Raw genomic sequence first — 22,938 nt, 5'->3', positions numbered from 1 at the left:
GGTTCACACCGATGGCCCCGGGTGACACGCTGTGATCATGAGCCGTATCGAAGCCGCGCCCGACGAGGCGCAGGGCAACCTCACCGACCGGCTGCTCGCGGGCCTCCCGTCCGAGGCCGTCCTGACCGACCCCGACGTCACCGCCTCCTACGCCAACGACATGGCGAGCTTCTGCGCGGCCGGTGCCCCCGCCGTGGTGGTCCTGCCGCGCACGGTCGAGGAGGTCCAGCACGTCATGCGCACCGCCACCGCGCTGCGCGTCCCGGTCGTCCCGCAGGGCGCCCGCACCGGCCTGTCCGGCGGCGCCAACGCCACCGACGGCTGCGTGCTGCTGTCCCTGACCAGGATGGACCGCATCCTCGAGATCAACCCGGTCGACCGCGTCGCCGTCGTCGAACCGGGCGTCGTCAACGCCGCGCTGTCCCGCGCGGTCGCCGAGCACGGCCTCGCCTATCCGCCGGACCCCTCCAGCTGGGAGCAGTGCACCATCGGCGGCAACATCGGCACCGCCTCCGGCGGCCTGTGCTGCGTGAAGTACGGCGTGACCGCCGAGTACGTCCTCGGCCTGGACGTCGTCCTCGCCGACGGACGCCTGATGAGCACCGGCCGCCGCACCGCCAAGGGCGTCGCCGGATACGACCTCACCCGCCTCTTCGTCGGCTCCGAGGGCTCCCTCGGCGTCGTCGTCCGGGCCACCCTGGCGCTCAGGCCGCTGCCGCCGCGGCAACTGGTGCTGGCCGCCGAGTTCGCCTCGGCCGCGGCCGCCTGCGACGCCGTGTGCCGGATCATGGCCGGCGGGCACGTCCCGTCCCTCCTCGAACTGATGGACCGTACGACCGTCAAGGCAGTCAACGACCTCGCCCACATGGGCCTGCCCGACACCACCGAGGCGCTTCTGCTGTGCGCCTTCGACACGCCCGACCCGGCCGCCGATCTCGCCGCCGTCGGCGAGCTGTGCGCGGCGGCCGGCGCCACCGAGGTCGTCCCCGCCGACGACACCGCCGAGTCCGAACTCCTGCTCAAGGCGCGACGGCTGTCGCTGACCGCGCTGGAGGCGGTCAAGGGCACCACGATGATCGACGACGTCTGCGTGCCCCGCTCCAGGCTCGGCGACATGCTGGAGGGCGTCGAGCGCATCGCCGGGAAGTACGCCCTCACCATCGGGGTCTGCGCCCACGCGGGCGACGGCAACACCCACCCCACCGTCTGCTTCGACGCACGGGACCCCGACGAGTCCCGGCGCGCCCGCGAGTCCTTCGACGAGATCATGGCCCTCGGCCTGGAACTCGGCGGCACGATCACCGGCGAACACGGCGTGGGCGTCCTGAAGAAGGAATGGCTGGCCCGCGAGATCGGGCCCGTGGGGGTGGAGATGCAGCGGCAGATCAAGCAGGTCTTCGACCCGCTCGGCATCCTGAACCCCGGCAAGCTGTTCTGACGCGACCCCGGCAAGCTGTTCTGACGCGACCCCGGCCCGCTGTCCCGACGGCCCGCCGCGGCTCACTCACCGTCCTTGGACTCGTCCGACGGCCAGGGGTCGCGCAGCCACAGGTCGTCGGCCGGAAGGGGGGCGAGCAGCTCGGCGAGACCGTCGTCGATGCCGAGCTGCTCGGCCTCGGAGCCGGGCGGGACCACCCGCAGGGTGCGCTCCAGCCAGGCCGACACCTGCGCGGCGGGCGCCTCCAGCAGCGCGTCGCCGTCGGGCGAACTCAGCGCCATCAGCACCACGCTGCGCCCCTCCACCTTGGTCGGCCACACCCGCACGTCCCCGTGCCCGCACGGCCGGAACACGCCCTCCACCAGCAGCTCCCGGGCGAACGTCCAGTTCACCGGCTGCTCGGAGTTGATGTGGAAGGCGACGTGCACGGCGAAGGGGTCGTCGGTGCGGTAGCTCAGCCGGGCCGGGACCGCGATGCTGCGCTCGGGCGACAGGATGAGCCTGAGCTCCAGCTCGCGCTCAACGACGGTGTGATGCATGGCCGTTCCTCTCTCCTACAGGTCTGTCGTACGGCTCTGTCGCGGACCCTGGGGCGGGCCCGTACGAAGGGAGAGCGGGGTGGGCCCGGAGCATTACGCGGGTTCCGGGAGATTTTTTCCGGCCCGCGTGAAGGGGGGCGCACACCGTTGCCCGGATAGGGGTGGGTACCGCGGGACAGGCCCTGTCGGATGCGCCGGTCTGATAGATGTGGAGGACCCCATACGACCCCCGAGCAGATACGGGACGACGGACATGAGCGCCCCAACCCCGGCCCCCGGCGACGACCGGCCCCGCGAAGGCTATTACCCGGACCCGTCCATCCCCGGATATGTCCGGTACTGGAACGGTTCCGCCTGGGTGCCCGGCACCAGCCGGCCCGCGCCGTCCGACGGCGCGCCGCTCAACCCGCCGCCGGCCACGGCCCCGGTGCCCCAGCCCGCCGCCGCTCCCTCGGTGGAGGAGACCGGGCCGCACTTCTTCGACGAGGACCCGCAGCCGGGCGGGGCGTTCGGCGCCGCGGCCGCCTCGGGCGAGCCGTACGGCAGCGCTCCCGAGCCGGCCTCCGCGTGGGGCGCCGACCGCTCCCGGCAGTCCGGGTTCGGCGGCGACCAGGACCGCCGTGTGTCCTGGGGCGCCCCCGTGGCCGACCCCAGGGTCACGGCCGAACCGCCCGCCGCCGAGCCGGGGACCTTTGTCTTCCGCCGCCCGGCCGCCGACGCCGAGACGCCCGCCCCCGGGGGCGGCCCGGCCTTCGCGGGCGGTGCCGCCGGGGCCCCGGAGCAGGGCGAGGACGCCGGTGCCGCCGCCACCGCGGCGCCCGCCGACGAGGGCACCATGACCTTCCGGGCCGTCTCCCCGCGGGCCGCGGGCGCACCCGGCTTCGGAGCCGGGAAGGCCGCCGCCGACCGGGCCCAGGCCTCCGCCGCGCCGGCCGCGCCCTCCGTGACCGTGCCCCCGGCCGCCGACGCCCCGTCGGCCGCGGCGCCGCCCGCGGCCCCTCGCCAGACCGCCCCCGGCGTGCCCTCGCAGGCGGCCGCCCCGGCGTCCGGCACCCCGCTCACCAGCGGCCCCGGTGGCGGCCAGTCCTCCTGGGCCCAGCAGGTGCACCGGCTCGCGGGCGGCACCGGCGACGACCAGCCCGTGGCGCCCTGGAAGCCGCCGGTGGACGACGTGTTCCAGGCGGCGGCACGGCGGCAGGCCGAGGCCCGCCCGGCCGGGCTCGGCAAGCGCCTGGCCGCGCGGCTGATCGACTCCGTCGTCGTCCTGGGCATCACCGCGGCGGCCGCCGTACCGCTCGGCACCAAGGCGCTGGACCACCTCCAGGGCAAGATCGACGAGGCCAAGCAGTCCGGCGAGACCGTCACCGTCTGGCTGCTGGACGGCACCACCTCGGTGTACCTCGGCATCGTGCTGGCCGTCCTGCTGCTGGCCGGCGTCCTCTACGAGGCCCTGCCCACCGCCAAGTGGGGCCGCACGCTCGGCAAGAAGGCGCTCGGCCTGGACGTCCGGGACATCGAGGGCCACGAACCCCCGGGCTTCGGCGCCGCGCTGCGCCGCTGGCTCGTGTACAGCGTGCCCGGACTGCTCCTCTTCGGGGTCATCGGCGTCCTGTGGTGCCTTTTCGACCGGCCGTGGCGCCAGTGCTGGCACGACAAGGCGGCCCACACGTTCGTGGCGGGCTGACCCCGGCGGGGCGGACGCGGCGGTCGAACGTCGGCCGCCGGAGCGGAGGCTGACGTACCGCTACTCCGGACGGCCGCGCGCCGGATGCGCGGCCGGGGCCGTCGCGGTCCACTCGGGCCATGAGCACCGAACCGCCTCCCGGCCCCGGCGGCCAGCCGCCGGACGACGACCCGTTCAGGAAGCAGCCGCCCCCCGGAGAAGGGTCGGGCTCGCCCCACGGCACGCCCCCGGAAGGCGGCGCACAGCCCCCTGGAGGCCCCCCGCCCCCTGGAGGCCCCCCGCCCCCTGGCGGTGAGCCCCCGCCCGGCGGCGGCCCCTACGGCCCCCCGGGCGGCGGTCCCCACGGCGGTCAACCGCCACCCGGCGGCGGCCCGTACGGCGGTGGCGGCCCCTACGGCGGGGGCCCGTACGGCGGTGGCGACTACCCCGCCGACCCGCTCGCCGGGATGCCCCCGCTCGCCGACAGCGGCAGGCGCACCCTCGCCAGGATCATCGACATGATCCTCGTGGGCATCGTGGTGGGGCTGCTCACCTGGGGCTTCGGCGTGGACAACTACGACGTGGCCGCCGACGACGTCAACATCGGCCAGTCCCTCGCGCAGTCCCTGGTCGCCGCGGTCCTCTACATCGCGTACGACACCTTCATGATCGCCAGGACCGGCCAGACGCTCGGCAAGAAGTGGCTCGGCATGCGGGTCGGCAACCTCGACAACGGGGCGACACCGTCGACGCAGAACTCGTTCCTGCGCGCGGCGGTGCTGTGGATCCCGTTCGCGTTCTGCTGCGCGTGTCTGTGGACCGTGATCTGCGGCGGCTGGAGCTTCTTCGACAAGCCGTACAAGCAGGGTCTGCACGACAAGGCGGCCAAGACGGTGGTCGTGAGCACCAACAGCCGCTGAGCGCGGGGCCGGACACGCGCGAGGGGCGGGCCCGTGCGAGCCCGCCCCTCGCGCGCGCGGTCAGTTGTCGGAGGAGGCGGCCGACGCGGCGGCCACCGGCTCCTGAGGTGCGGGGGAGTGCTGCGCGGCGACGGTCGACCGCGCCCGGCGGGCGGGCCGGCGCACCGGGACGGTCAGAGCGACCAGCAGCCCGAGGGTGAACCCGGTCACGGCGACGAAGGAGATCCCCACGGCCGAACCGGTCCCGGACAGCAGCAACATGGCGAGCGTGGACAGGATCACGGTGCACGAACCGTAGACGAGCTGTGCGGCGGTCGGACGAGGCATGGCAATCGTTGTCCTCGGAAGTGGGGGTGAGACTAGGGCGTCGGCCTGGCTTTCCGCCGGCTTCCGGGCGTTCCGCCACACGACTCTAATCGCGTGTCTGCCCGAGCGGAACCGACGGTAAGCGTGACCTGACCAACAGTGCCGGAGCACAGGGGGCGCACCGATTCATGGCGTCCATCAAGTGGACGTTCGCACGCGCCCGTTGATTGGCGGTGGACGCGGGCCGGAACGTCCGCTGAGCGAAACGGGAACTCCGCATAGTGCACTTGACCTGCTCAAGTCAAGGTCTGTCTTTTCGGCTCAACCTCTAGTCCAATGTCGTCACTTGACTACACGCGTTGATCACGCGCGCGCGGACGCCCCTCCAAGACCAGGCCACTCCAGCCGTCGCGCGCGAACGCGGGGGAGGAACTCAAGTGACCAGCAGACCCTGGACGTTCAGAGCCACGGCGACCGCCGTCGCGCTCGCCGCGGCCACCGCGACGTTCTCCACCTACGCCGTGGCCCAGGCCGACTCGACGGGCGCCAAGGCGCCCGCCGCCGACCGCCGGGACCCGGCGGCTCCGAAGGCCCTCGACACCGAGCACAACTTCGAGACCCCCTTCAGCAAGACTCAGGAAGCCCAGCGCGAAGAGGCCCTGAAGCAGGTCATATCCGGCAAGTCGGAGATCCAGAACCGCAACGGTTCGAAGGTCGTCAAGCTCGAGAGCCGCCGCGGCGACAAGTACGTGGAGCTCAGCCGCGAGAAGACCGACAAGATCTTCACCATCCTGGTCGAGTTCGGCGACCAGACCGACCCGCGCTACGGCGGCACCCCCGGCCCGCTGCACAACAAGATCGCGCAGCCCGACCGTGCCGACGACAACAGCACGGCCTGGCAGGCGGACTACAGCCGCCAGCACTTCCAGGACCTGTACTTCGGTACCGGTGCCGACTCGATGAAGAAGTACTACGAGAAGCAGTCCTCGGGCCGCTACTCCATCGAGGGCGAGGTGCAGGACTGGGTCAAGGTCCCGTACAACGAGGCCCGTTACGGCTCCAACGCCTGCGACCCGGACAACTGCGCCTGGTTCGCGGTGCAGGACGGCGTGACCGCCTGGGCCGCGGGCCAGAAGGCGGCCGGCAAGACCGACGCCGAGATCAAGGCGAAGCTCGCCCAGTACGACCAGTGGGACCGCTACGACCACGACGGCGACGGCAACTTCAACGAGCCCGACGGGTACATCGACCACTTCCAGATCGTGCACGCGGGCGAGGACGAGTCCGCGGGCGGCGGCGCGCAGGGCGAGGACGCCATCTGGGCGCACCGCTGGTACGCGTTCGGCTCGGACGCCGGCGCCACCGGCCCCGAGGGCAACAAGCTCGGCGGCACCCAGATCGGCAGCTCCGGCATCTGGGTCGGCGACTACACCATCCAGCCGGAGAACGGCGGGCTCGGTGTCTTCGCCCACGAGTACGGCCACGACCTCGGTCTGCCGGACCACTACGACACCGCCGGCGGCGACAACTCCACCGGCTTCTGGACGCTGATGTCGTCCGGTTCGTGGCTGGGCACGGGCAAGGACACCATCGGTGACATGCCCGGCGACATGACCGCCTGGGACAAGCTCCAGCTCGGCTGGCTGGACTACGAGGTGGCCAAGGCCGGCACCTTCTCCCGTCACAAGCTCGGCGTCGCGGAGTACAACAACCGCAACAGCCAGGCTCTCGTGGTGAAGCTTCCCAAGAAGAAGGTCACCACCCCGATCGTCACCCCGGCCCAGGGCACCATGCAGTGGTGGAGCGGCAGCGGCAACGATCTGCGCAACACCCTGACCCGCTCGGTCGACCTGACCGGCAAGGCCTCCGCGACGCTGACGCTGGACGGCTGGTGGGCCATCGAGCGTGACTACGACTTCGCCTACGCCGAGGTCTCCACGGACGGCGGCGCCAACTGGAAGGCCCTCGACGGCACCGCCGACGGCCAGCCGATCGGCCGTGACGGCAGCAACGCCCCCGCCCTGACCGGCTTCTCGGAGACGTACAAGAAGCTGTCGTACTCGCTGGACGCCTACGCGGGCAAGAAGATCGGCCTGCGCTTCCGCTATGCCACCGACGGCGGTGTCGCGAAGGAGGGCTTCGCCGCCGACAGCATCGTCGTCACCGCCGACGGCGCCGCGCTGTTCTCGGACAACGCCGAGGCCGAGGACGCCGGTTGGACCAAGGTCGGCTTCTCCCGCATCGGCGCGTCCATCACCAAGGACTACGACCAGTACTACATCGCGGAGAACCGCCAGTACGTCTCGTACGACAAGACCCTCAAGGTCGGCCCGTACAACTTCGGCTTCGCGACGCGTCCTTCGTGGGTGGAGCACTACCCGTACCAGAACGGTCTGCTGATCTGGAAGTGGGACACCTCGCAGGTCGACAACAACACCAGCGAGCACGCCGGCGTGGGTCTGCTGCTGCCCGTCGACTCGCACCCGGCCCCGCTGAAGTGGTCCGACGGCACCGCGCTGCGCAGCCGCATCCAGGCGTACGACTCGCCGTTCAGCCTCTACCGCACGGACGGCATGACGCTGCACAAGGCGGACGTGGCGACGGTCTTCCCGTCGACGAAGGGCGTCTCGACGTTCAACGACCACACGAGCACCTACTACAGCTCGGCCACCCCGCTCGCGGGCGTCAAGATCACTGACACCAACACCAAGATCCAGATCGTCAAGGAGGCCACGAACGGCTCCTCGATGATCCTCGTGGTGGCCCCTGCCGTGAAGTAGACGGCATCTTCGCAGGTCAAACGCGTATCGGCGGTAACCCCTGGCGGGTTGCCGCCGATCCGTGTTTAGGTGCGTGCTGTGATTCTCTTATTGACACCGGCGCACACGGGGGTGTGACTGCATGGCCGCAGGAGGTTTCTGCAAGCTGCCGAACGGCAGCGTGGTGGTGGCGCTGAATCTGCCCAGCCCCACCCCGGACGGCACCGCCGCGGTGCGGGTCCTCGTCCACGCCCAGAACCGGGCACGGGCCCTGACCCGGCTGCGGAACCTGGGCCTGCGGGCGGTCTACCTGCGCGGCAACGCGGCCCCGCCGACCCCGGACGAGATCACGGCGGTCCTGCACCACCCCGACGGCCTGATATGGCGCACGGCACCCGACCACGGGCTCACCGCGACCGAGCTCTGGCACCCCATCCGCGCCCTCCTCAGACGCCCCACGGCCCCCGCGAGCCCCTAGGGCCTGTGGCGCCCTAGACGACCGGCTTGCCGGTCAGCTCCACGCCGGCCGCGCGCAGCTCCTCCAGGGCGCGGTCGGTGGTCTCCTCGGCGACACCCGCGGTCAGGTCGAGCAGGACCTGGGTGCGGAAGCCCTCGCGGGCCGCGTCCAGGGCGGTCGCCTTCACACAGTGGTCGGTGGCGATGCCGACCACGTCCACCTCGGTGATCTGCCGGGTCCGCAGCCACTGGGCCAGCGGGACGCCGTTCTCGTCGGCCCCCTCGAAGCCGCTGTAGGCGGCGGAGTACGCGCCCTTGTCGAACACGGCGTCGATCGCGCCGGAGGCGACCGCAGGGGCGAAGTTCGGGTGGAAGCCCACCCCCTCCGTGCCCGCGACACAGTGCGCGGGCCAGGAGTGCACGAAGTCCGGGTTGTCGGCGAAGTGCCCGCCCGGCGCCACATGCAGGTCGCGCGTCGCCACGACGTGCCGGTACCCGGCCGGGGCCTGGCCGATCAGCTCGGTGACGGCGGCGGCCACATCGGCACCTCCGGCCACCGCGAGGCTGCCCCCCTCGCAGAAGTCGTTCTGCACATCTACGACGATCAAGGCGCGGCGCATGTCGGTGTCCTTCTGAGAGGTCGGAAGCCAAGCCTAGTGAGGGAACGGGCCCGGCGGGAGAGGGCCTCAGTGCGTGTACTCGGTGGCCAGGACCGGCTCCCCGCGGGAGAGCTGGGTGGCCGACAGGGGGAGGCTGTCACGGGCCGCGGCGTGGCGGGCACGGGCGGCGTCCAGCGGCTCACGGCCCACCACCTCACCCTTCCTGACCAGCTCCACCAGCAGCTGCCGGCCGGCCAGCGCGGCCGGGACGGCCCCGGTGCCGATGACCTCGGCCTCGGCGACCCCCTCCGCGTCCAGCCGCCGCGCGGCCCACTTGCGCCCGCCGACGGAGGTCTTGCCCCCGGTCGACTTCTTCGCCACCGCCACCAGCGGAGCGGACGGGGCGGCGGACTCGGCCCGCGCGACCAGCTTGTAGACCATCGAGCAGGTCGGATGCCCCGAGCCGGTCACCAGCTGGGTGCCCACCCCGTAGGCGTCCACGGGCGCGGCCGCCAGCGAGGCGATCGCGTACTCGTCGAGGTCAGAGGTCACGATGATCCGCGTGTCCCGCGCCCCGAGGTCGTCCAGCTGCTGCCGCACCCGGTGCGCGACCAGCAGCAGATCGCCGGAGTCGATGCGCACCGCGCCCAGCTCGGGCCCGGCGACCTCCACGGCCGTGCGCACCGCCTCGGCGACGTCGTACGTGTCCACCAGCAGGGTCGTCCCGCGGCCCAGCGAGTTCACCTGGGCCTGGAAGGCGTCGCGCTCACGGTCGTGCAGCAGGGTGAAGGCGTGCGCGGAGGTGCCGACGGTCGGGATGCCGTAGCGGAAACCGGCGGCGAGGTCCGAGGTGGAGGCGAAGCCGCCGAGGTAGGCGGCGCGCGAGGCGGCGACCGCGGCCAGCTCGTGGGTGCGCCGGGCCCCCATCTCGATCAGCGGACGGTCCCCGGCCGCCGACGACATCCGGGAGGCGGCCGCGGCGATAGCCGAGTCGTGGTTGAGGATCGACAGGACCACCGTCTCCAGCAGCACGCACTCGGCGAAGGAGCCCTCCACCCGCATGATCGGCGAGCCCGGGAAGTACACCTCGCCCTCCGGATAGCCCCAGATGTCACCCGAGAAGCGGTAACCGGCCAGCCAGTCGAGTGTCTCCTCGCCGACGATGCCCCGCTCGCGCAGAAAACCCAGCACGGCGGGGTCGAAGCGGAAGTTCTCCACGGCGTCCAGGACCCGCCCGGTGCCCGCCACCACGCCGTAGCGCCGCCCGTTCGGCAGCCTGCGGGTGAAGACCTCGAAGACCGACCGGCGGTCGGCGGTTCCCGCCTTCAGGGCCGCCTGGAGCATGGTCAGCTCGTACTGGTCGGTGAACAGCGCCGTCGAGGGAACGTCCACCGGCAGCCCAAGGTCCGCTACGCCCACGAAAGCTCTCCTCGTCATGTCGGGCCGGGTCTCCGGGCATGCCGGAAACGGCCGAGTTCCCGGGGTCAACCCCCGGGAAATGCGGTACGGCAACGGATCGTACTCCCATTTCGTCAGTGTGACGATTTATCGCGAGCATGGCAGCATGGGAGTCGTGACGTCAGCCGCTCCCATCGAGATCGAACGCACCGAGTCGGCGGAGGAGGTCTCGGCCGTCCCCGAGCCGGACGTCCCCTGGGTCACGATCGTGCACAACGACCCGGTCAACCTGATGAGCTATGTGACGTACGTGTTCCAGGCGTACTTCGGCTACTCCAAGGACAAGGCCCGCAAGCTCATGCTCGATGTCCACCACAAGGGCCGGGCGGTCGTCTCCAGCGGTACCCGCGAGGAGATGGAACGCGATGTGCAGGCCATGCACGGCTACGGTCTGTGGGCCACCCTCCAGCACGACCGGAAGTAGCGGGAAGTAGCGACCATCTCCATGCCAGGAACCTTCGAACCGCTCCCCGGCGGCGGCGCGGCCGTCGCCCTCGACGACGCCGAGATCTCCATCATCCGGTCGCTGGCCGTGCAGCTCCTGGAGCTCATCGGGCCCGGCCCGGCCGAGGACGCCCCGGACGACCCGCTCGCCGAGCTGTTCGCCGAGGGGCCGAGCGAGCCCCCGTCCGACCCCGTGCTGCGCCGGCTGTTCCCGGACGCCTACGGCGACCCCGAGAAGGCCCCCGGCTCGCCGGCCGAGGCCGAGGAGCGGCAGGCCCACTCCGCGGAGTTCCGCCGCTACACCGAGAACGACCTCAGGGCCGGCCGGCGCGACAACGCCCTGGCCGTGATCCGCTCGCTGGACGCGCTGACCCCGGCCGGGGACGGCGGCGCGGTGCTGAAGGTGTCGCCCGAGCAGTCGCAGCAATGGCTCGGCACGCTCAACGATCTGCGGCTGGCGATCGCCACCCGGCTGGAGATCACCGACGAGGACGACATCGAGCTGCTGTACCGGCTGCCGGACGAGGACCGGCGCAAGCCGCTCGCGATGGCCTACCTCTGGCTCGGCACCCTCCAGGAGACGCTCGTCGCCACACTCATGCCGTGATCATCCCGGTATGACCCCTTCTGGGCGTTCGCTCAACGGACGCTCAGATCCGGATAACGATCGAGTTACCGAGTCGGCCTCTTACGTCCTGCTTATGTCCCGTTGGTCCGCTTCTTCCTGTGCGGTGCGTCACAAGCGGTCACGGCGATCAATGTCGCGGCCGTGATAGATCTTCACGACCGCCCGGCGAGCACCACCCATGCCCGCCGGGTGCGCCACCGAGCCGGCGACCGCCGGCCAGGCACGGGCGGGCCCCGCGAAGTCCGCTCAGCTCCATCAGTCCGGGGGGATCGAGACCCGATCCGAGGCCCACGAAAGGCCCGGGTCGGCAGTGGAGAAAGGCGCACTACACATGACCTCTGCACAGGTCACCGACGCACCCGAAGAGGGTTACGAGCGAGGCCTCGGCAGCCGTCAGGTCCAGATGATCGCCATCGGCGGCGCCATCGGCGTCGGCCTTTTCCTGGGAGCCGGGGCGAACATCGCCAAGGCCGGTCCCAGCCTCATCTTCATGTACGCCCTCGCGGGCGTGATCATCTTCTTCATCATGCGGGCGCTCGGTGAGCTCCTGCTCTACCGCCCGGTCTCGGGTTCCTTCGCGGAGTACTCCCGCGAGTTCCTCGGCCCGTTCTTCGGCTACTTCACCGGCTGGACGTACTGGCTGATGTGGGTCGTCACCGGCATGGCCGAGCTGACGGCCGCCGCGATCTACGTCAACTACTGGTTCCCCGACATCCCGCAATGGGTGACGGCACTGGTCTTCCTGGTGATCCTTTTCGCGGTCAACCTGATCTCCGTGAAGCTCTTCGGCGAGCTGGAGTTCTGGTTCTCCATGGTCAAGGTCACGGCCCTGATCGGCATGATCGTCATCGGTCTCGGCGTGCTCACCTTCGGCTTCAGCTCCGCCGGCGACACCGCCGCCGTCTCCAACCTCTGGGAGTTCGACGGCTTCTTCCCCAAGGGCATCGGCGCGTCCCTGATGACCCTCCAGGGCGTCATGTTCGCCTACCTCGCGGTCGAGCTGGTCGGTGTCACGGCCGGTGAGTCGGAGGACCCGGAGAAGACCCTCCCCAAGGCGATCAACACCCTGCCCTGGCGCATCGCGCTGTTCTACGTCGGTGCCCTCACGGTCATCCTGTGCGTGGTCAAGTGGACCGAGTTCGCACCCGGCGTCAGCCCGTTCGTGGCGGCCTTCGCGAAGATCGGCATCCCGGCGGGCGCCGCCATCGTCAACTTCGTCGTCCTCACCGCGGCCCTGTCCTCCTGCAACTCCGGCATGTACTCCACCGGCCGCATGCTGCGGAACCTGGCCGAGAGCAGCGAGGCCCCCCGGGTCTTCACCAAGCTGTCCTCCACCAAGACGCCCGCCCTCGGCATCCTCGTCTCGGTGTGCTTCATGGGCATCGGCGTGATCCTGAACTACGTCGTCCCGGAGAAGGCCTTCGGCTACGTCACCTCCGTCGCCACCGGCGCCGGCATCTGGACCTGGCTCATGATCCTCGTCAGCCACGTCCTGTACCGCCGCGCGGTCGACGCGGGCCGGCTGCCCGCCTCCTCCTTCCCGGCGCCCGGCGGCGCGAAGTGCTCGTACGTGGCCATCGCGTTCCTGCTCTTCGTCACCGGCCTGATCGCCTACGACAAGGACTCCCGCGTCAGCCTCTACGTGATGGCCGGCTGGGCCCTCGCCCTCGGCATCGGCTGGCTGGTCGTCAAGGCGCGCAACCCGCAGGTCGCCGAGCGCCGCGAGCCGCAGCTCGAGAAGGTCGGCTGACCCACAGGGCGTCCGCCCATCGGACGTCCGGTCGCCGGGGACACTCGTGGCCTCCCCGGCGGCCACCGCTCAGGACGTCCGGCATCCGGGCCGTCCCGTACCACTCCTCGGTACGGGACGGCCCTTCTGCTTATCCTGACGGGCATGCTGACCATCACCCAGGCCCTGGTCGACCAGATCGTCGCGCACGCGCGCAAGGACCACCCCGACGAGGCGTGCGGCGTCGTCGCGGGCCCGGCGGGCTCGGACCGGCCCGAGCGCTTCATCCCCATGCTGAACGCCGCCATGTCGCCCACGTTCTACGAGTTCGACTCCGGCGATCTCCTCAGGCTCTACCGCGAGATGGACGACCGCGACGAGGAGCCGGTGATCATCTACCACTCCCACACCGCGACCGAGGCCCACCCCTCCCGCACCGACATCTCCTACGCCAACGAGCCCGGCGCCCACTACGTCCTGGTCTCCACCGCCGACACCGACGGCCTCGGCGACTTCCAGTTCCGCTCCTTCCGGATCGTCGAGGGCGAGGTGACCGAGGAGGAGGTCAAGGTCGTCGAGGCCTACTGACTCCGGCCGGTCCCGCCCCCGAGCCGCCATGGGTCTCGCATGCCGGACGAAATCGGTCCGGCATACGGAATCACATTCCAGGACCCCGGCCGGGAATCGATACGATGAGCCCATGGTTCTGAACGACGTGAGCGACAAGACGCCGGGCATGCTGCTCGTGGCGCGGCTGCACGTCGACCTGTGCAGGCTCGCCAGCTCCATCTGTTGACGCTGCCCTGCCGCCGCACGGCCGTGGAGCCGCGGCGCTCACCGCACCACCCCGCACCGGATGCGCCGCCGCGCGCCCACCGACGTCACTACACCCGACAGGAGCCCTCAGCCATGGCCATCGAGGTCCGCATCCCCACCATCCTCCGGCAGTACACCGACGGTCAGAAGGCGGTGGAGGGCAGCGGAGACACCCTCGCCGACCTGTTCACCGACCTGGAGACCCGGCACGCGGGCATCCAGGCCCGCATCGTGGACGGCGGTGAGCTGCGCCGCTTCGTCAACGTCTACCTGAACGACGAGGACGTCCGCTTCCTCGACGGCATCGGCACCAAGCTCGCCGACGGCGACAACGTCACGATCCTGCCGGCCGTGGCCGGCGGCATGGCCTGAGGGTCCTGACCGGCGATGCGCTACGACTCCCCGCTGGCCGCGGTGGGCAACACCCCTCTGGTGCGCCTGCCGCGGCTCTCGCCGTCCGAGGACGTGCGGATCTGGGCCAAGCTGGAGGACCGCAACCCCACCGGCTCGGTCAAGGACCGCCCCGCCCTGCACATGATCGAGCAGGCGGAGAAGGACGGCCGGCTCACCCCGGGCTGCACCATCCTCGAGCCCACCTCCGGCAACACCGGCATCTCCCTGGCCATGGCGGCCAAGCTCAAGGGCTACCGCATGGTGTGCGTCATGCCCGAGAACACCTCCCAGGAACGCCGGGACCTGCTCGGCATGTGGGGTGCCGAGATCATCTCCTCCCCGGCGGCGGGCGGCTCCAACACCGCCGTACGCGTCGCCAAGGAGCTGTCCGCCGAGCACCCCGACTGGGTGATGCTCTACCAGTACGGCAACCCGGACAACGCAGGCGCCCACTACGCCACCACCGGCCCCGAGATCCTGGCGGACCTCCCCTCCATCACCCACTTCGTTGCGGGCCTCGGCACCACCGGCACCCTCATGGGCGTCGGCCGCTACCTCCGAGAGAACAAGCCCGACATCAAGATCGTCGCCGCCGAGCCGCGGTACGACGACCTCGTCTACGGCCTGCGCAACCTCGACGAGGGCTTCGTCCCCGAGCTCTACGACGCGTCCGTCCTCACCACCCGGTTCTCGGTCGGCTCCGCCGACGCGGTCACCCGTACCCGGGAGCTGCTCCAGCAGGAGGGCATCTTCGCGGGCGTCTCCACCGGGGCCGCGCTGCACGCGGCGATCGGTGTCGGCCGCAAGGCCCTCAAGGCGGGCGAGCAGGCCGACATCGTCTTCGTCGTCGCCGACGGCGGCTGGAAGTACCTCTCCACCGGCGTCTACACGGCCCCCACCACAGAGGAAGCCATCCAAACCCTCCAGGGCCAACTCTGGGCCTGACCCCCGGGCAGCGTCCCTATGGGGCGTTGGGCCGCCCTCGCCCCCGAGAAGCCCAGCCAGGCTGCAGAAACCGTCCGCGCAGTTCCCCGCGCCCCTTAAGGGCACAACGCCCCGGCACGTCCAAAGGGACGCGGGAACTGCGCACCCAGCAACAACGAACGGCTCCCGACACCCCCCAAGGGGCGCGGGGAACTGCGCGAGCAACCACGATGGCGGGCAAGCCGATGACGGACGGGTCCCGGCACGCTCTCAGGGGCGCGGGGAACTGCGCGAACGGCCACGATGGTGGGTAAGGCGAGAAGCGGACAGGTCCGGGCACGTCCTTAGGGGCGCGGGGAACTGCGCGAATCACCACGACGGCGGGTCAGGCCATGACGGACGGGTGCCGGCTCGTCCGCAGGGGCGCGGGGAACTGCGCGACAAGCCACAGCCATGGCGGCGGGTAAGGCGATAGCGCGGCGACGGTCGACGACGGGCGGCAGCCGCGGCTACGTCGTCAGGTGGCGGACCTGGTCCCAGAGGGTCGGGTCGACCACCCCCACACGGCGCCGGAAGTCGGACACCGCGACCTCACGAAGCTCGTCGGTCTCGAGAAAGCTCGCTCGGCCACGCGCGTCCCCGACCGCCCCCGGCGGCAGCGGAATAACCCCCGCCCGCTCGTCGTGGAACCGGCTCGTGATCTTCGCGACAACCACCCGCCGCCCCCGAACCGCCAGCACCAGACACGGCCGATCCTTCGCCCCGGGCCGGTCCTCGAAGGGCACGTTCGCCCACCAGATCTCCGCCGGCCGAGGCCGGACACCGACCGCCCCGGCCCGCCCGGGAGGCCGCGTCCGCCGCCCCGCGGGACGCCGCCGCCCCCACCCGTCCACGACCGCGGCGACCAGCGCCAGGAACACCACCGCCGCGAGCGCCAGCCACCAGGACGTGTCCATACGGAGAACCGTACCGGCGCACACCCCACTCCGCGCGCCCTCCCGCACCCCGCACGCACCCCAGGTCCAGCCGAACCGGTGACAGCACAGGTGAGTTCCCCCACAACGGCCCCTGGCGGAGGAGCGACCGGACGTTTTGCGCCTTACGCTCGACGAACCGCACGACCCCCGTCTACAACATCCCGCCAGCGGAGGTTTCTGCTTCATGAAGCTCACCGTCGTCGGCTGCTCGGGGTCGTTCCCGTCCGCGGAATCGGCCTGCTCGAGCTACCTCGTCGAGGCCGACGGCTTCCGGCTGCTTCTCGACATGGGCAACGGCGCCCTCGGCGAGTTGCAGCGCCACTGCGGTCTCTACGACCTCGACGCGATCTTCCTGAGCCATCTGCACGCCGACCACTGCATCGACATGCTCGCGTATTTCGTCGCGCGCTACTACCGGCACGAAGGCGGCCGCTGCGCCCCCATCCCGGTCTACGGTCCGGAGGGCACGGAGCACCGTCTGACCACCGCGTACGCCGACACCCCGTCGGCCTCCTCGATGAGCGAGGTCTTCGACTTCCACACGGTCAAGCCGTCCACCTTCGAGGTCGGCCCGTTCACGGTGCACACCGAACGGGTCGCCCACCCGGTGGAGGCGTACGCCATCCGGGTCGAGCACGGCGGCCGGTCGCTGACGTACTCCGGCGACACCGGCGTCACCCCCGTGCTGGACGAACTCGCCCGCGACAGCGACCTGTTCCTGTGCGAGGCCGCCTTCACGCACGGCAAGGAGAACATCCCCGACCTGCACCTCAACGGCCGTGAGGCCGGCGAGACCGCGACCCGTGCGGGAGCGCGGCGCCTGGTCCTGACCCACATCCCCCCGTGGACGGACCCGCAGGTCAACCTGGCCGACGCGCGCGAGGCCTACGCCGGCCCCGTGGAACTGGCCGTACCGAGGACGTCGTACGAGATCTGACGTCCGAGGAACGCGTTCGCAGAACGGGCACACCGAACGAGCACGCTGAACGAGCACACCGAACAAGCACGACACGGCGAGGCCCCCCGGAGCGGATTCCGGGGGGCCTCGCCGTCGTTCGGGACGGGGTCAGGACGCCGTCACACCGTGGCTCACGCCTTGGTGAGGTCCTCGACCTCCTCCTCGGGCTCGCGGCCCGGGGTGGGCAGGTTCCACTTCACGATGGCGAAGCGGAAGACCGAGTAGTAGATCGCCGCGAACACCAGGCCGACCGGGATGATCATCCATGGCTTGGTGGCGAGGTTCCAGTTCAGGGCGTAGTCGATCAGACCCGCCGAGAACGTGAAGCCCGCGTGGGCGCCGAGGGCCCAGGTGACGGCCATGGACACGGCGGTGAGCACCGCGTGGATCGCGTACAGCGCCGGGGCGATGAACATGAAGGAGAACTCGATCGGCTCGGTCACACCGGTGACGAACGAGGTCAGGGCCAGCGAGATCATCATGCCCATCACGGCCTTGCGGCGCTCGGGGCGGGCGGCGTGCGCGATGGCCAGGGCGGCGGCCGGGAGGCCGAACATCATGATCGGGAAGAAGCCGGTCATGAAGAGGCCGGCGTCCGGGTCACCGGCGAAGAAGCGGTTCAGGTCGCCGTGCACGACCTCGCCCGCGGCGTTGGTGAAGTCGCCGATCTGGAACCAGGAGACGGTGTTCACGAACTGGTGCATGCCGACCGGGATCAGCGCGCGGTTGATCAGACCGAACAGGCCCGCGCCGCCGGCGCCGAGGCCGGTCATCCACTCGCCGAAGCTGGAGATGCCCTCACCGATCGGCTCCCAGACCAGGCCGAAGAAGACACCGACGGCGGTGCCGACGAAGGCCATGATGATCGGCACCAGACGGCGGCCGTTGAAGAAGCCCAGCCAGTCCACCAGCTTGGTGCGGTGGAAGCGCTGCCAGAGCGTGGCGGCGATCAGGCCCATGACGATGCCGCCGAGAACGCCCGGGTTGTTGTACGTCGCGGCGACGTCGACACCCTTGTTCGCGGTGGTGTTGACGACGGCGTCGGTGACCGGGAACGCCTTCAGGACGTTGGCGTAGACGAGGTAGCCGACCAGCGCCGCGAGGGCGGTGGAGCCGTCGGACTTCTTGGCGAAGCCGATGGCGACGCCGATGCAGAACAGCAGCGGCAGGTTGTCGAAGACCGCGCCGCCTGCGGTGGCGAACACGGAGGCGACCTTGTCCCAGCCGAGGCCGTCGGCGCCGAAGACGTCGGCCTGTCCGAGGCGCAGCAGGATGCCCGCCGCCGGGAGTACGGCGATCGGCAGCTGCAGGCTGCGGCCGACCTTCTGCAGGCCCTGGAACAGGCCGGATCCCCGCTTCTTCGCGGGGGCCGCCGATGCGGTGGCGGTGCTCATACTGTCCTCCATCGGGGTGATGGTCTACACCACTCAGTGGTGTAGACCTGTTTCTAGCACGTGAAGGACGCATAAGGAACCCGTCATTCCTGCGACGAAATCACTACGCCCCGTGCCCGTGATCGGGCACGACGAAGGCCCCCCGGACCGGCGGTCCGAGGGGCCCTGGGGGAGGGGGAGTTCAGGCCTTGGTGACGTCCTCGTGCTCCTCCTCCGGCTCCCGGCCGGGAGTCTTGAGATCGAACTTGGTGATCGCGAACCGGAACACGAGGTAGTACACGGCCGCGAAACACAGGCCGATCGGGATGATCGCCCACGGTCTCGTCGCCAGGTTCCAGTTGATGATGTAGTCGATCAGACCCGCCGAGAAGCTGAAGCCGTCGTGCACTCCCAGCCCCCAGGTCACCGCCATCGACACACCCGTCAGCACCGCGTGGATCGCGTACAGCGCCGGGGCCACGAACAGGAACGAGTACTCGATCGGCTCGGTGATACCCGTCACGAACGACGTCAGGGCCACCGACAGCATCAGACCGCCGACCTCCTTGCGGCGGTTCGGCCGCGCGGTGTGGGTGATCGCCAGCGCCGCCGCCGGCAGAGCGAACATCATGATCGGGAAGAAGCCCGACAGGAACTGCCCCGCGTCCGGGTCACCTGCCAGGAACATGTTGATGTCGCCGTGCACCTCGGTCCCGTCCGGCTTCACATACGTCCCGAACTGGAACCAGATGGGCACGTTCAGGAACTGATGCAGACCGATCACCAGCAACGCGCGGTTGGCCACACCGAAGATGCCCGCACCCCACGAACCCGCGTCGCTCAGCCAGTCGCTGAAGTTCTCCAGCCCGTCACCGATCGGCGGCCAGATCCACAGACACAGCGCCGCGAACGCGATCGCCACGAACGACATGATGATCGGCACGAGCCGCCGCCCGTTGAAGAAGCCCAGCCAGTCCACCAGCCGCGTGCGGTGATAACGCTGCCAGAAGTACGCCGTCAGCAGACCGATCACGATGCCGCCGAAGACGCCCGGATTCTGGTACGTGAACCCCGCCGCCGTGTCCTCGGCAGGCGCCAGACAGCCCACGTTGGGAATGGCCAGGCTGTCCGGCGGACAGTCCTCGGGGAACTGGCGCAGCACGTTGTAGTACACGAGGAAGCCCGCCACCGCCGCGAGGGCCGTGGAACCGTCCGACTTCTTCGCCATACCGATGGCCACACCCACACAGAACAGCAGCGGCAGCCCGAGCGAGCCGTCCAGCAGCGCCCCGCCCGCACCCGCCATGACCTTGGACACATCGGTCCAGCCGAGCCCCTCGTCGCCGAACACGTCCGGCTGGCCCAGCCGGTTGAGGATGCCCGCCGCCGGCAGCACGGCGATGGGGAGCTGAAGGCTGCGCCCCATCTTCTGGAGCCCTTGGAACAGTGTGTTCCAGCGGGCGCGTCCGGGACTGACGGCTTCTTCACTCATGGGCGTCCTTCCGGGCGGTTTGGCGACCGTCCGTCAGGTGGTGTAGACCAGTCACGGACGATTGGGAGCCGTGCCGTCATCCTGCGGCCCATACGGCCCGAACGCTCGCGAAGTTGGGCCAATTGTGGGTTACTGCGACAAAGCGGTTCACGCCCCTTCACATCAGGTCGGATCAGGGAGAAGGACATGGCCAGCAAGGCTGAGAAGATCGTTGCCGGGCTCGGCGGCATCGACAACATCGAAGAGGTCGAGGGCTGCATCACCCGCCTGCGCACCGAGGTCAACGACCCCTCGCTGGTCGACGAAGCCGCCCTCAAGGCCGCCGGCGCCCACGGCGTCGTGAAGATGGGCACCGCCATCCAGGTCGTCATCGGCACCGACGCCGACCCGATCGCCGGGGAGATCGAAGACATGATGTGAGCCACCACGGCCCACCCGAGGGGCCCCCTCCCGACCACGGGAAGGGGCCCCTCACACATCCCGCCACCCCTGGCGCCCCGCCCCCGCCCCGACGCGCGAACCCCGCCCGCCAGGGGCACTAGGCTCCTCCCCATGTCTCGAATCGACGGCCGCACCCCCGAACAGCTCCGCCCCGTCACCATCGAACGCGGCTGGAGCAAGCACGCCGAGGGCTCCGTCCTCGTCTCCTTCGGCGACACCAAGGTCCTCTGCACCGCCTCCGTCACCGAAGGCGTCCCGCGCTGGCGCAAGGGCAGCGGCGAAGGCTGGGTCACCGCCGAGTACGCCATGCTGCCCCGGGCCACCAACACTCGCGGCGACCGCGAATCCGTCCGCGGCAAGATCGGCGGCCGCACCCACGAGATCAGCCGCCTCATCGGCCGCTCCCTGCGCGCCGTCATCGACTACAAGGCCCTCGGCGAGAACACCGTCGTCCTCGACTGCGACGTCCTCCAGGCCGACGGCGGCACCCGCACCGCCGCCATCACCGGCGCCTACGTCGCCCTCGCCGACGCCATCACCTGGGCCCAGGGCAAGAAACTCATCAAGCCCGGCCGCAAGCCCCTCACCGGCAGCGTCTCCGCCGTCTCCGTCGGCATCGTCGACGGCGTCCCCCTCCTCGACCTCCGCTACGAGGAAGACGTACGCGCCGACACCGACATGAACGTCGTCTGCACCGGCGACGGCCGCTTCGTCGAGGTCCAGGGCACCGCCGAGGCCGAACCCTTCGCCCGCGACGAACTCAACGCCCTGCTCGACCTCGCCGTCGCGGGCTGCACCGATCTCGCCGCACTCCAGGCCAAATCGCTCGCCCAGTAACAGCCGGGCGACAAGGCGGGCGGCACGGGCAACCGTAGCCGCCCGCCGCCGCGTCACCAGTAGTACGGACGCACGGCCCACCGCCGCGCGCCCGGTCACAGGAGGGCCGACAAGGCCCAGAGGGAGGGAACCGTTCCATGGCCGCGAGCCGCCGACGCCGCACCACCGCTGTTGCCGCCGCCCTGGTGGCTGCCGTGCTGACCGCCGGCCTCACCACCGGCTGCGACGCCGTGAACAAGGCACTGGACTGCGTCCAGACCGCAGACGCCATAGCCGACAGCGTCACCGACCTCCAGCAGGCGGTCGAAAGCGCCTCGAACGACCCGGCCCAGCTGGAGGAGTCCCTCGACTCCATCGACCAGAACCTCGGCGAGATCAAGGACAAGACCGACAACGCCGACGTCGAGAAGGCCGTCGACGACCTCGGCAAGGCCATCACCAACATCCGCACCGCCGTCGAGAACGGCGACGCCACGCCCGACATCGGCCCCGTCACCGACGCCGCCGGCGAACTCACCAAGGTCTGCACGCCGTAACCACGGCCGAGGACCGGCGGGTCATGACGTCCCGCGATACTGGACGCCATGACCCGCCTGATCCTCGCCACCCGCAACACCGGAAAGCTCACCGAGCTCGAGGCGATCCTCGCCGAAGCCGGCCTTCCCCACGAGCTGGTCGGCGCCGACGCGTTCCCCGACATCCCCGACGTCAAGGAAACCGGCGTCACCTTCGCCGAGAACGCCCTCCTCAAGGCACACGCCCTCGCCCGGGCAACCGGCCTCCCCGCCGTCGCCGACGACTCCGGCCTCTGCGTCGACGTCCTGGGCGGCGCCCCCGGCATCTTCTCCGCCCGCTGGGCCGGCCGCCACGGCGACGACCGCGCCAACCTCGACCTGCTGCTCGCCCAGCTCGGCGACATCGCCGACGAGTACCGCGCCGCCCACTTCGCCTGCGCGGCCGCCCTCGCCCTCCCCGACGGCACCGAACGCGTCGTCGAGGGCCGCCTGACCGGCACCCTGCGCCACGCCCCCTCCGGCACGGGCGGCTTCGGCTACGACCCGATCCTCCAGCCGGACGGCGACACCCGCACCTGCGCGGAACTGACCCCGGCGGAGAAGAACGCGATCAGCCACCGCGGCAAGGCGTTCCGGGCCCTCGTACCCGTGGTGCGCGAGCTGCTGGGCAGCTGACGGAAGCCCGCCCCGGTGACCCGGAGGAAGCCGGATCACCGGAGCGGCGCCGAAGTGCGGTCGGTGGGACTCGAACCCACACGGGATTTCTCCCACGGGCACCTAAAACCCGCGCGTATCGCCTATTTCGCCACGACCGCCCCAAAACGGACATTCGATCACTCGGTGCCGTCGGGTGTTCACAGTGTACGGGGGCGGCCGCTCTCGCTGTGTCGGGGTTTCCGGCGACACCATGTCGCTGTCGGCGCATGGCAGTTCGGGCGGAGGTGGCGGAGATTCCAGGAGCGGCGGCCCAGCGCGGCGCGGGAGCGGCCGTCGTCCGGGATGCCGAGGGCGCGGGCCGTCGCCCGGAAGCTGTCGGCCGATGTGACGGCGGCCCGCAGCTCGTCGTCCGTGAACGGGAGTTCGGGGTGCGGGCGGCTGATGCCGGGGAATCGGCCGATGTCGATACCGACCGTCTCGATGCGACGGCGGAGGTGGGCGAGTGTGCCGGTCGCAGGTCTCGCCCCGAGCTTCAGTGCGGTTTCGCGTAGAAGCGCGGTTTCGCGTAAAGAGGAGGGAGATGCGGCCGCCTCGGCGAGGGCCGCGTCCGGGTGGG

Annotated in this window: 24 protein-coding genes and 1 tRNA gene; 17 read left to right on the top strand and 8 right to left on the bottom strand. The window is 70.6% G+C overall.

Annotated features, from left to right (window positions below):
- The first annotated feature begins 31 nt into the window (after positions 1-31).
- The gene (locus tag ACZ6SQ_RS14135) at positions 32-1,438 is read left to right on the top strand and encodes an FAD-binding oxidoreductase (RefSeq protein ID WP_469560786.1); all 1,407 of its coding nucleotides are present in this window, start codon (positions 32-34) and stop codon (positions 1,436-1,438) included.
- 62 nt (positions 1,439-1,500) lie between these two features.
- Here ACZ6SQ_RS14135 and ACZ6SQ_RS14130 read toward each other — a convergent pair whose 3' ends face one another.
- Positions 1,501-1,977 carry an SsgA family sporulation/cell division regulator gene (locus ACZ6SQ_RS14130; protein ID WP_469560784.1) on the bottom strand — a complete coding sequence of 159 codons (477 nt, stop codon included), beginning with the start codon at positions 1,975-1,977 and terminating at the stop codon, positions 1,501-1,503.
- 253 nt (positions 1,978-2,230) lie between these two features.
- On the opposite strand from ACZ6SQ_RS14130, the gene ACZ6SQ_RS14125 reads away from it, so the two are divergent.
- A complete protein-coding gene (locus tag ACZ6SQ_RS14125) occupies positions 2,231-3,661 on the top strand; it encodes an RDD family protein (RefSeq protein WP_469560781.1) in 1,431 nt (476 codons plus the stop codon).
- A 119-nt stretch (positions 3,662-3,780) separates the two neighbouring features.
- A complete protein-coding gene (locus tag ACZ6SQ_RS14120; protein ID WP_469560777.1) occupies positions 3,781-4,560 on the top strand; it encodes an RDD family protein in 780 nt (259 codons plus the stop codon).
- 60 nt (positions 4,561-4,620) lie between these two features.
- Here ACZ6SQ_RS14120 and ACZ6SQ_RS14115 read toward each other — a convergent pair whose 3' ends face one another.
- Positions 4,621-4,887 carry a hypothetical protein gene (locus ACZ6SQ_RS14115; RefSeq protein ID WP_469560774.1) on the bottom strand — a complete coding sequence of 89 codons (267 nt, stop codon included), beginning with the start codon at positions 4,885-4,887 and terminating at the stop codon, positions 4,621-4,623.
- 416 nt (positions 4,888-5,303) lie between these two features.
- Between ACZ6SQ_RS14115 and ACZ6SQ_RS14110 the strand changes: the two genes are divergently transcribed.
- Entirely contained in the window at positions 5,304-7,646 is a 2,343-nt protein-coding gene (locus ACZ6SQ_RS14110) for an immune inhibitor A domain-containing protein (protein ID WP_469560771.1), read from the top strand.
- A 121-nt stretch (positions 7,647-7,767) separates the two neighbouring features.
- Positions 7,768-8,103, top strand: a complete 336-nt coding sequence (locus ACZ6SQ_RS14105) for a hypothetical protein (RefSeq protein ID WP_469560769.1) — start codon at positions 7,768-7,770, stop codon at positions 8,101-8,103.
- A 13-nt stretch (positions 8,104-8,116) separates the two neighbouring features.
- Here the strand turns inward: ACZ6SQ_RS14105 and ACZ6SQ_RS14100 are convergent, their stop codons facing one another.
- Positions 8,117-8,701 carry an isochorismatase family protein gene (locus tag ACZ6SQ_RS14100; RefSeq protein ID WP_469560766.1) on the bottom strand — a complete coding sequence of 195 codons (585 nt, stop codon included), beginning with the start codon at positions 8,699-8,701 and terminating at the stop codon, positions 8,117-8,119.
- Between the two features lie 66 nt (positions 8,702-8,767).
- A complete protein-coding gene (locus ACZ6SQ_RS14095; protein ID WP_386379722.1) occupies positions 8,768-10,099 on the bottom strand; it encodes a nicotinate phosphoribosyltransferase in 1,332 nt (443 codons plus the stop codon).
- A gap of 145 nt (positions 10,100-10,244) precedes the next feature.
- Between ACZ6SQ_RS14095 and clpS the strand changes: the two genes are divergently transcribed.
- The 7 genes from clpS to ACZ6SQ_RS14060 all read left to right on the top strand — a co-directional run bounded on the left by clpS (position 10,245) and on the right by ACZ6SQ_RS14060 (position 15,093).
- On the top strand, positions 10,245-10,562 hold the full coding sequence (clpS, locus tag ACZ6SQ_RS14090; RefSeq protein ID WP_386379721.1) for an ATP-dependent Clp protease adapter ClpS: 318 nt from the start codon (positions 10,245-10,247) through the stop codon (positions 10,560-10,562).
- 21 nt (positions 10,563-10,583) lie between these two features.
- Complete coding sequence (locus tag ACZ6SQ_RS14085) at positions 10,584-11,189, top strand: DUF2017 domain-containing protein (RefSeq protein ID WP_469560762.1); 606 nt, start codon at positions 10,584-10,586, stop codon at positions 11,187-11,189.
- Positions 11,190-11,541: 352 nt separating this feature from the next.
- Entirely contained in the window at positions 11,542-12,960 is a 1,419-nt protein-coding gene (locus tag ACZ6SQ_RS14080; protein ID WP_469560759.1) for an amino acid permease, read from the top strand.
- A gap of 144 nt (positions 12,961-13,104) precedes the next feature.
- Complete coding sequence (locus tag ACZ6SQ_RS14075; RefSeq protein ID WP_469560755.1) at positions 13,105-13,527, top strand: M67 family metallopeptidase; 423 nt, start codon at positions 13,105-13,107, stop codon at positions 13,525-13,527.
- Between the two features lie 112 nt (positions 13,528-13,639).
- Positions 13,640-13,735: a putative leader peptide gene (locus tag ACZ6SQ_RS14070; RefSeq protein WP_343234080.1), complete on the top strand. Its 96-nt coding sequence runs from the start codon at positions 13,640-13,642 to the stop codon at positions 13,733-13,735.
- A gap of 113 nt (positions 13,736-13,848) precedes the next feature.
- Positions 13,849-14,127, top strand: coding sequence for a MoaD/ThiS family protein (locus tag ACZ6SQ_RS14065; RefSeq protein WP_469560752.1), 279 nt, complete (start codon positions 13,849-13,851; stop codon positions 14,125-14,127).
- 15 nt (positions 14,128-14,142) lie between these two features.
- Positions 14,143-15,093: a PLP-dependent cysteine synthase family protein gene (locus ACZ6SQ_RS14060; RefSeq protein WP_469560749.1), complete on the top strand. Its 951-nt coding sequence runs from the start codon at positions 14,143-14,145 to the stop codon at positions 15,091-15,093.
- Positions 15,094-15,581: 488 nt separating this feature from the next.
- On the opposite strand, the gene ACZ6SQ_RS14055 is transcribed toward ACZ6SQ_RS14060, so the two are convergent.
- Positions 15,582-16,028, bottom strand: a complete 447-nt coding sequence (locus ACZ6SQ_RS14055) for a type II toxin-antitoxin system PemK/MazF family toxin (protein ID WP_386379715.1) — start codon at positions 16,026-16,028, stop codon at positions 15,582-15,584.
- A gap of 205 nt (positions 16,029-16,233) precedes the next feature.
- On the opposite strand from ACZ6SQ_RS14055, the gene ACZ6SQ_RS14050 reads away from it, so the two are divergent.
- Positions 16,234-16,986: an MBL fold metallo-hydrolase gene (locus ACZ6SQ_RS14050; protein WP_469560745.1), complete on the top strand. Its 753-nt coding sequence runs from the start codon at positions 16,234-16,236 to the stop codon at positions 16,984-16,986.
- Between the two features lie 152 nt (positions 16,987-17,138).
- On the opposite strand, the gene ACZ6SQ_RS14045 is transcribed toward ACZ6SQ_RS14050, so the two are convergent.
- Both ACZ6SQ_RS14045 and ACZ6SQ_RS14040 read right to left on the bottom strand, forming a co-directional pair.
- Positions 17,139-18,401, bottom strand: a complete 1,263-nt coding sequence (locus ACZ6SQ_RS14045; protein WP_469560742.1) for a PTS transporter subunit EIIC — start codon at positions 18,399-18,401, stop codon at positions 17,139-17,141.
- A gap of 181 nt (positions 18,402-18,582) precedes the next feature.
- On the bottom strand, positions 18,583-19,872 hold the full coding sequence (locus ACZ6SQ_RS14040; protein WP_469560740.1) for a PTS transporter subunit EIIC: 1,290 nt from the start codon (positions 19,870-19,872) through the stop codon (positions 18,583-18,585).
- On the opposite strand from ACZ6SQ_RS14040, the gene ACZ6SQ_RS14035 reads away from it, so the two are divergent.
- From ACZ6SQ_RS14035 to rdgB, 4 genes are all read left to right on the top strand, one after another.
- Positions 19,819-20,292, top strand: coding sequence for a PTS sugar transporter subunit IIB (locus ACZ6SQ_RS14035; RefSeq protein WP_469560736.1), 474 nt, complete (start codon positions 19,819-19,821; stop codon positions 20,290-20,292). The genes ACZ6SQ_RS14040 and ACZ6SQ_RS14035 overlap by 54 nt on opposite strands.
- Before the next feature lie 132 nt (positions 20,293-20,424).
- Positions 20,425-21,150, top strand: a complete 726-nt coding sequence (gene rph, locus ACZ6SQ_RS14030; protein WP_469560733.1) for a ribonuclease PH — start codon at positions 20,425-20,427, stop codon at positions 21,148-21,150.
- Between the two features lie 137 nt (positions 21,151-21,287).
- Positions 21,288-21,686: a hypothetical protein gene (locus ACZ6SQ_RS14025; protein WP_469560730.1), complete on the top strand. Its 399-nt coding sequence runs from the start codon at positions 21,288-21,290 to the stop codon at positions 21,684-21,686.
- 48 nt (positions 21,687-21,734) lie between these two features.
- Positions 21,735-22,340, top strand: coding sequence for an RdgB/HAM1 family non-canonical purine NTP pyrophosphatase (gene rdgB / locus ACZ6SQ_RS14020; RefSeq protein WP_469560725.1), 606 nt, complete (start codon positions 21,735-21,737; stop codon positions 22,338-22,340).
- 55 nt (positions 22,341-22,395) lie between these two features.
- Here the strand turns inward: rdgB and ACZ6SQ_RS14015 are convergent.
- Positions 22,396-22,480 (bottom strand) — tRNA-Leu (locus ACZ6SQ_RS14015).
- Positions 22,481-22,938: the final 458 nt, after the last annotated feature.

This window comes from Streptomyces sp. NPDC048600 (assembly GCF_055587025.1).
Note: the sequence above shows the minus strand (reverse complement) of the source record. Positions and strands in the feature narration are given on the sequence as shown.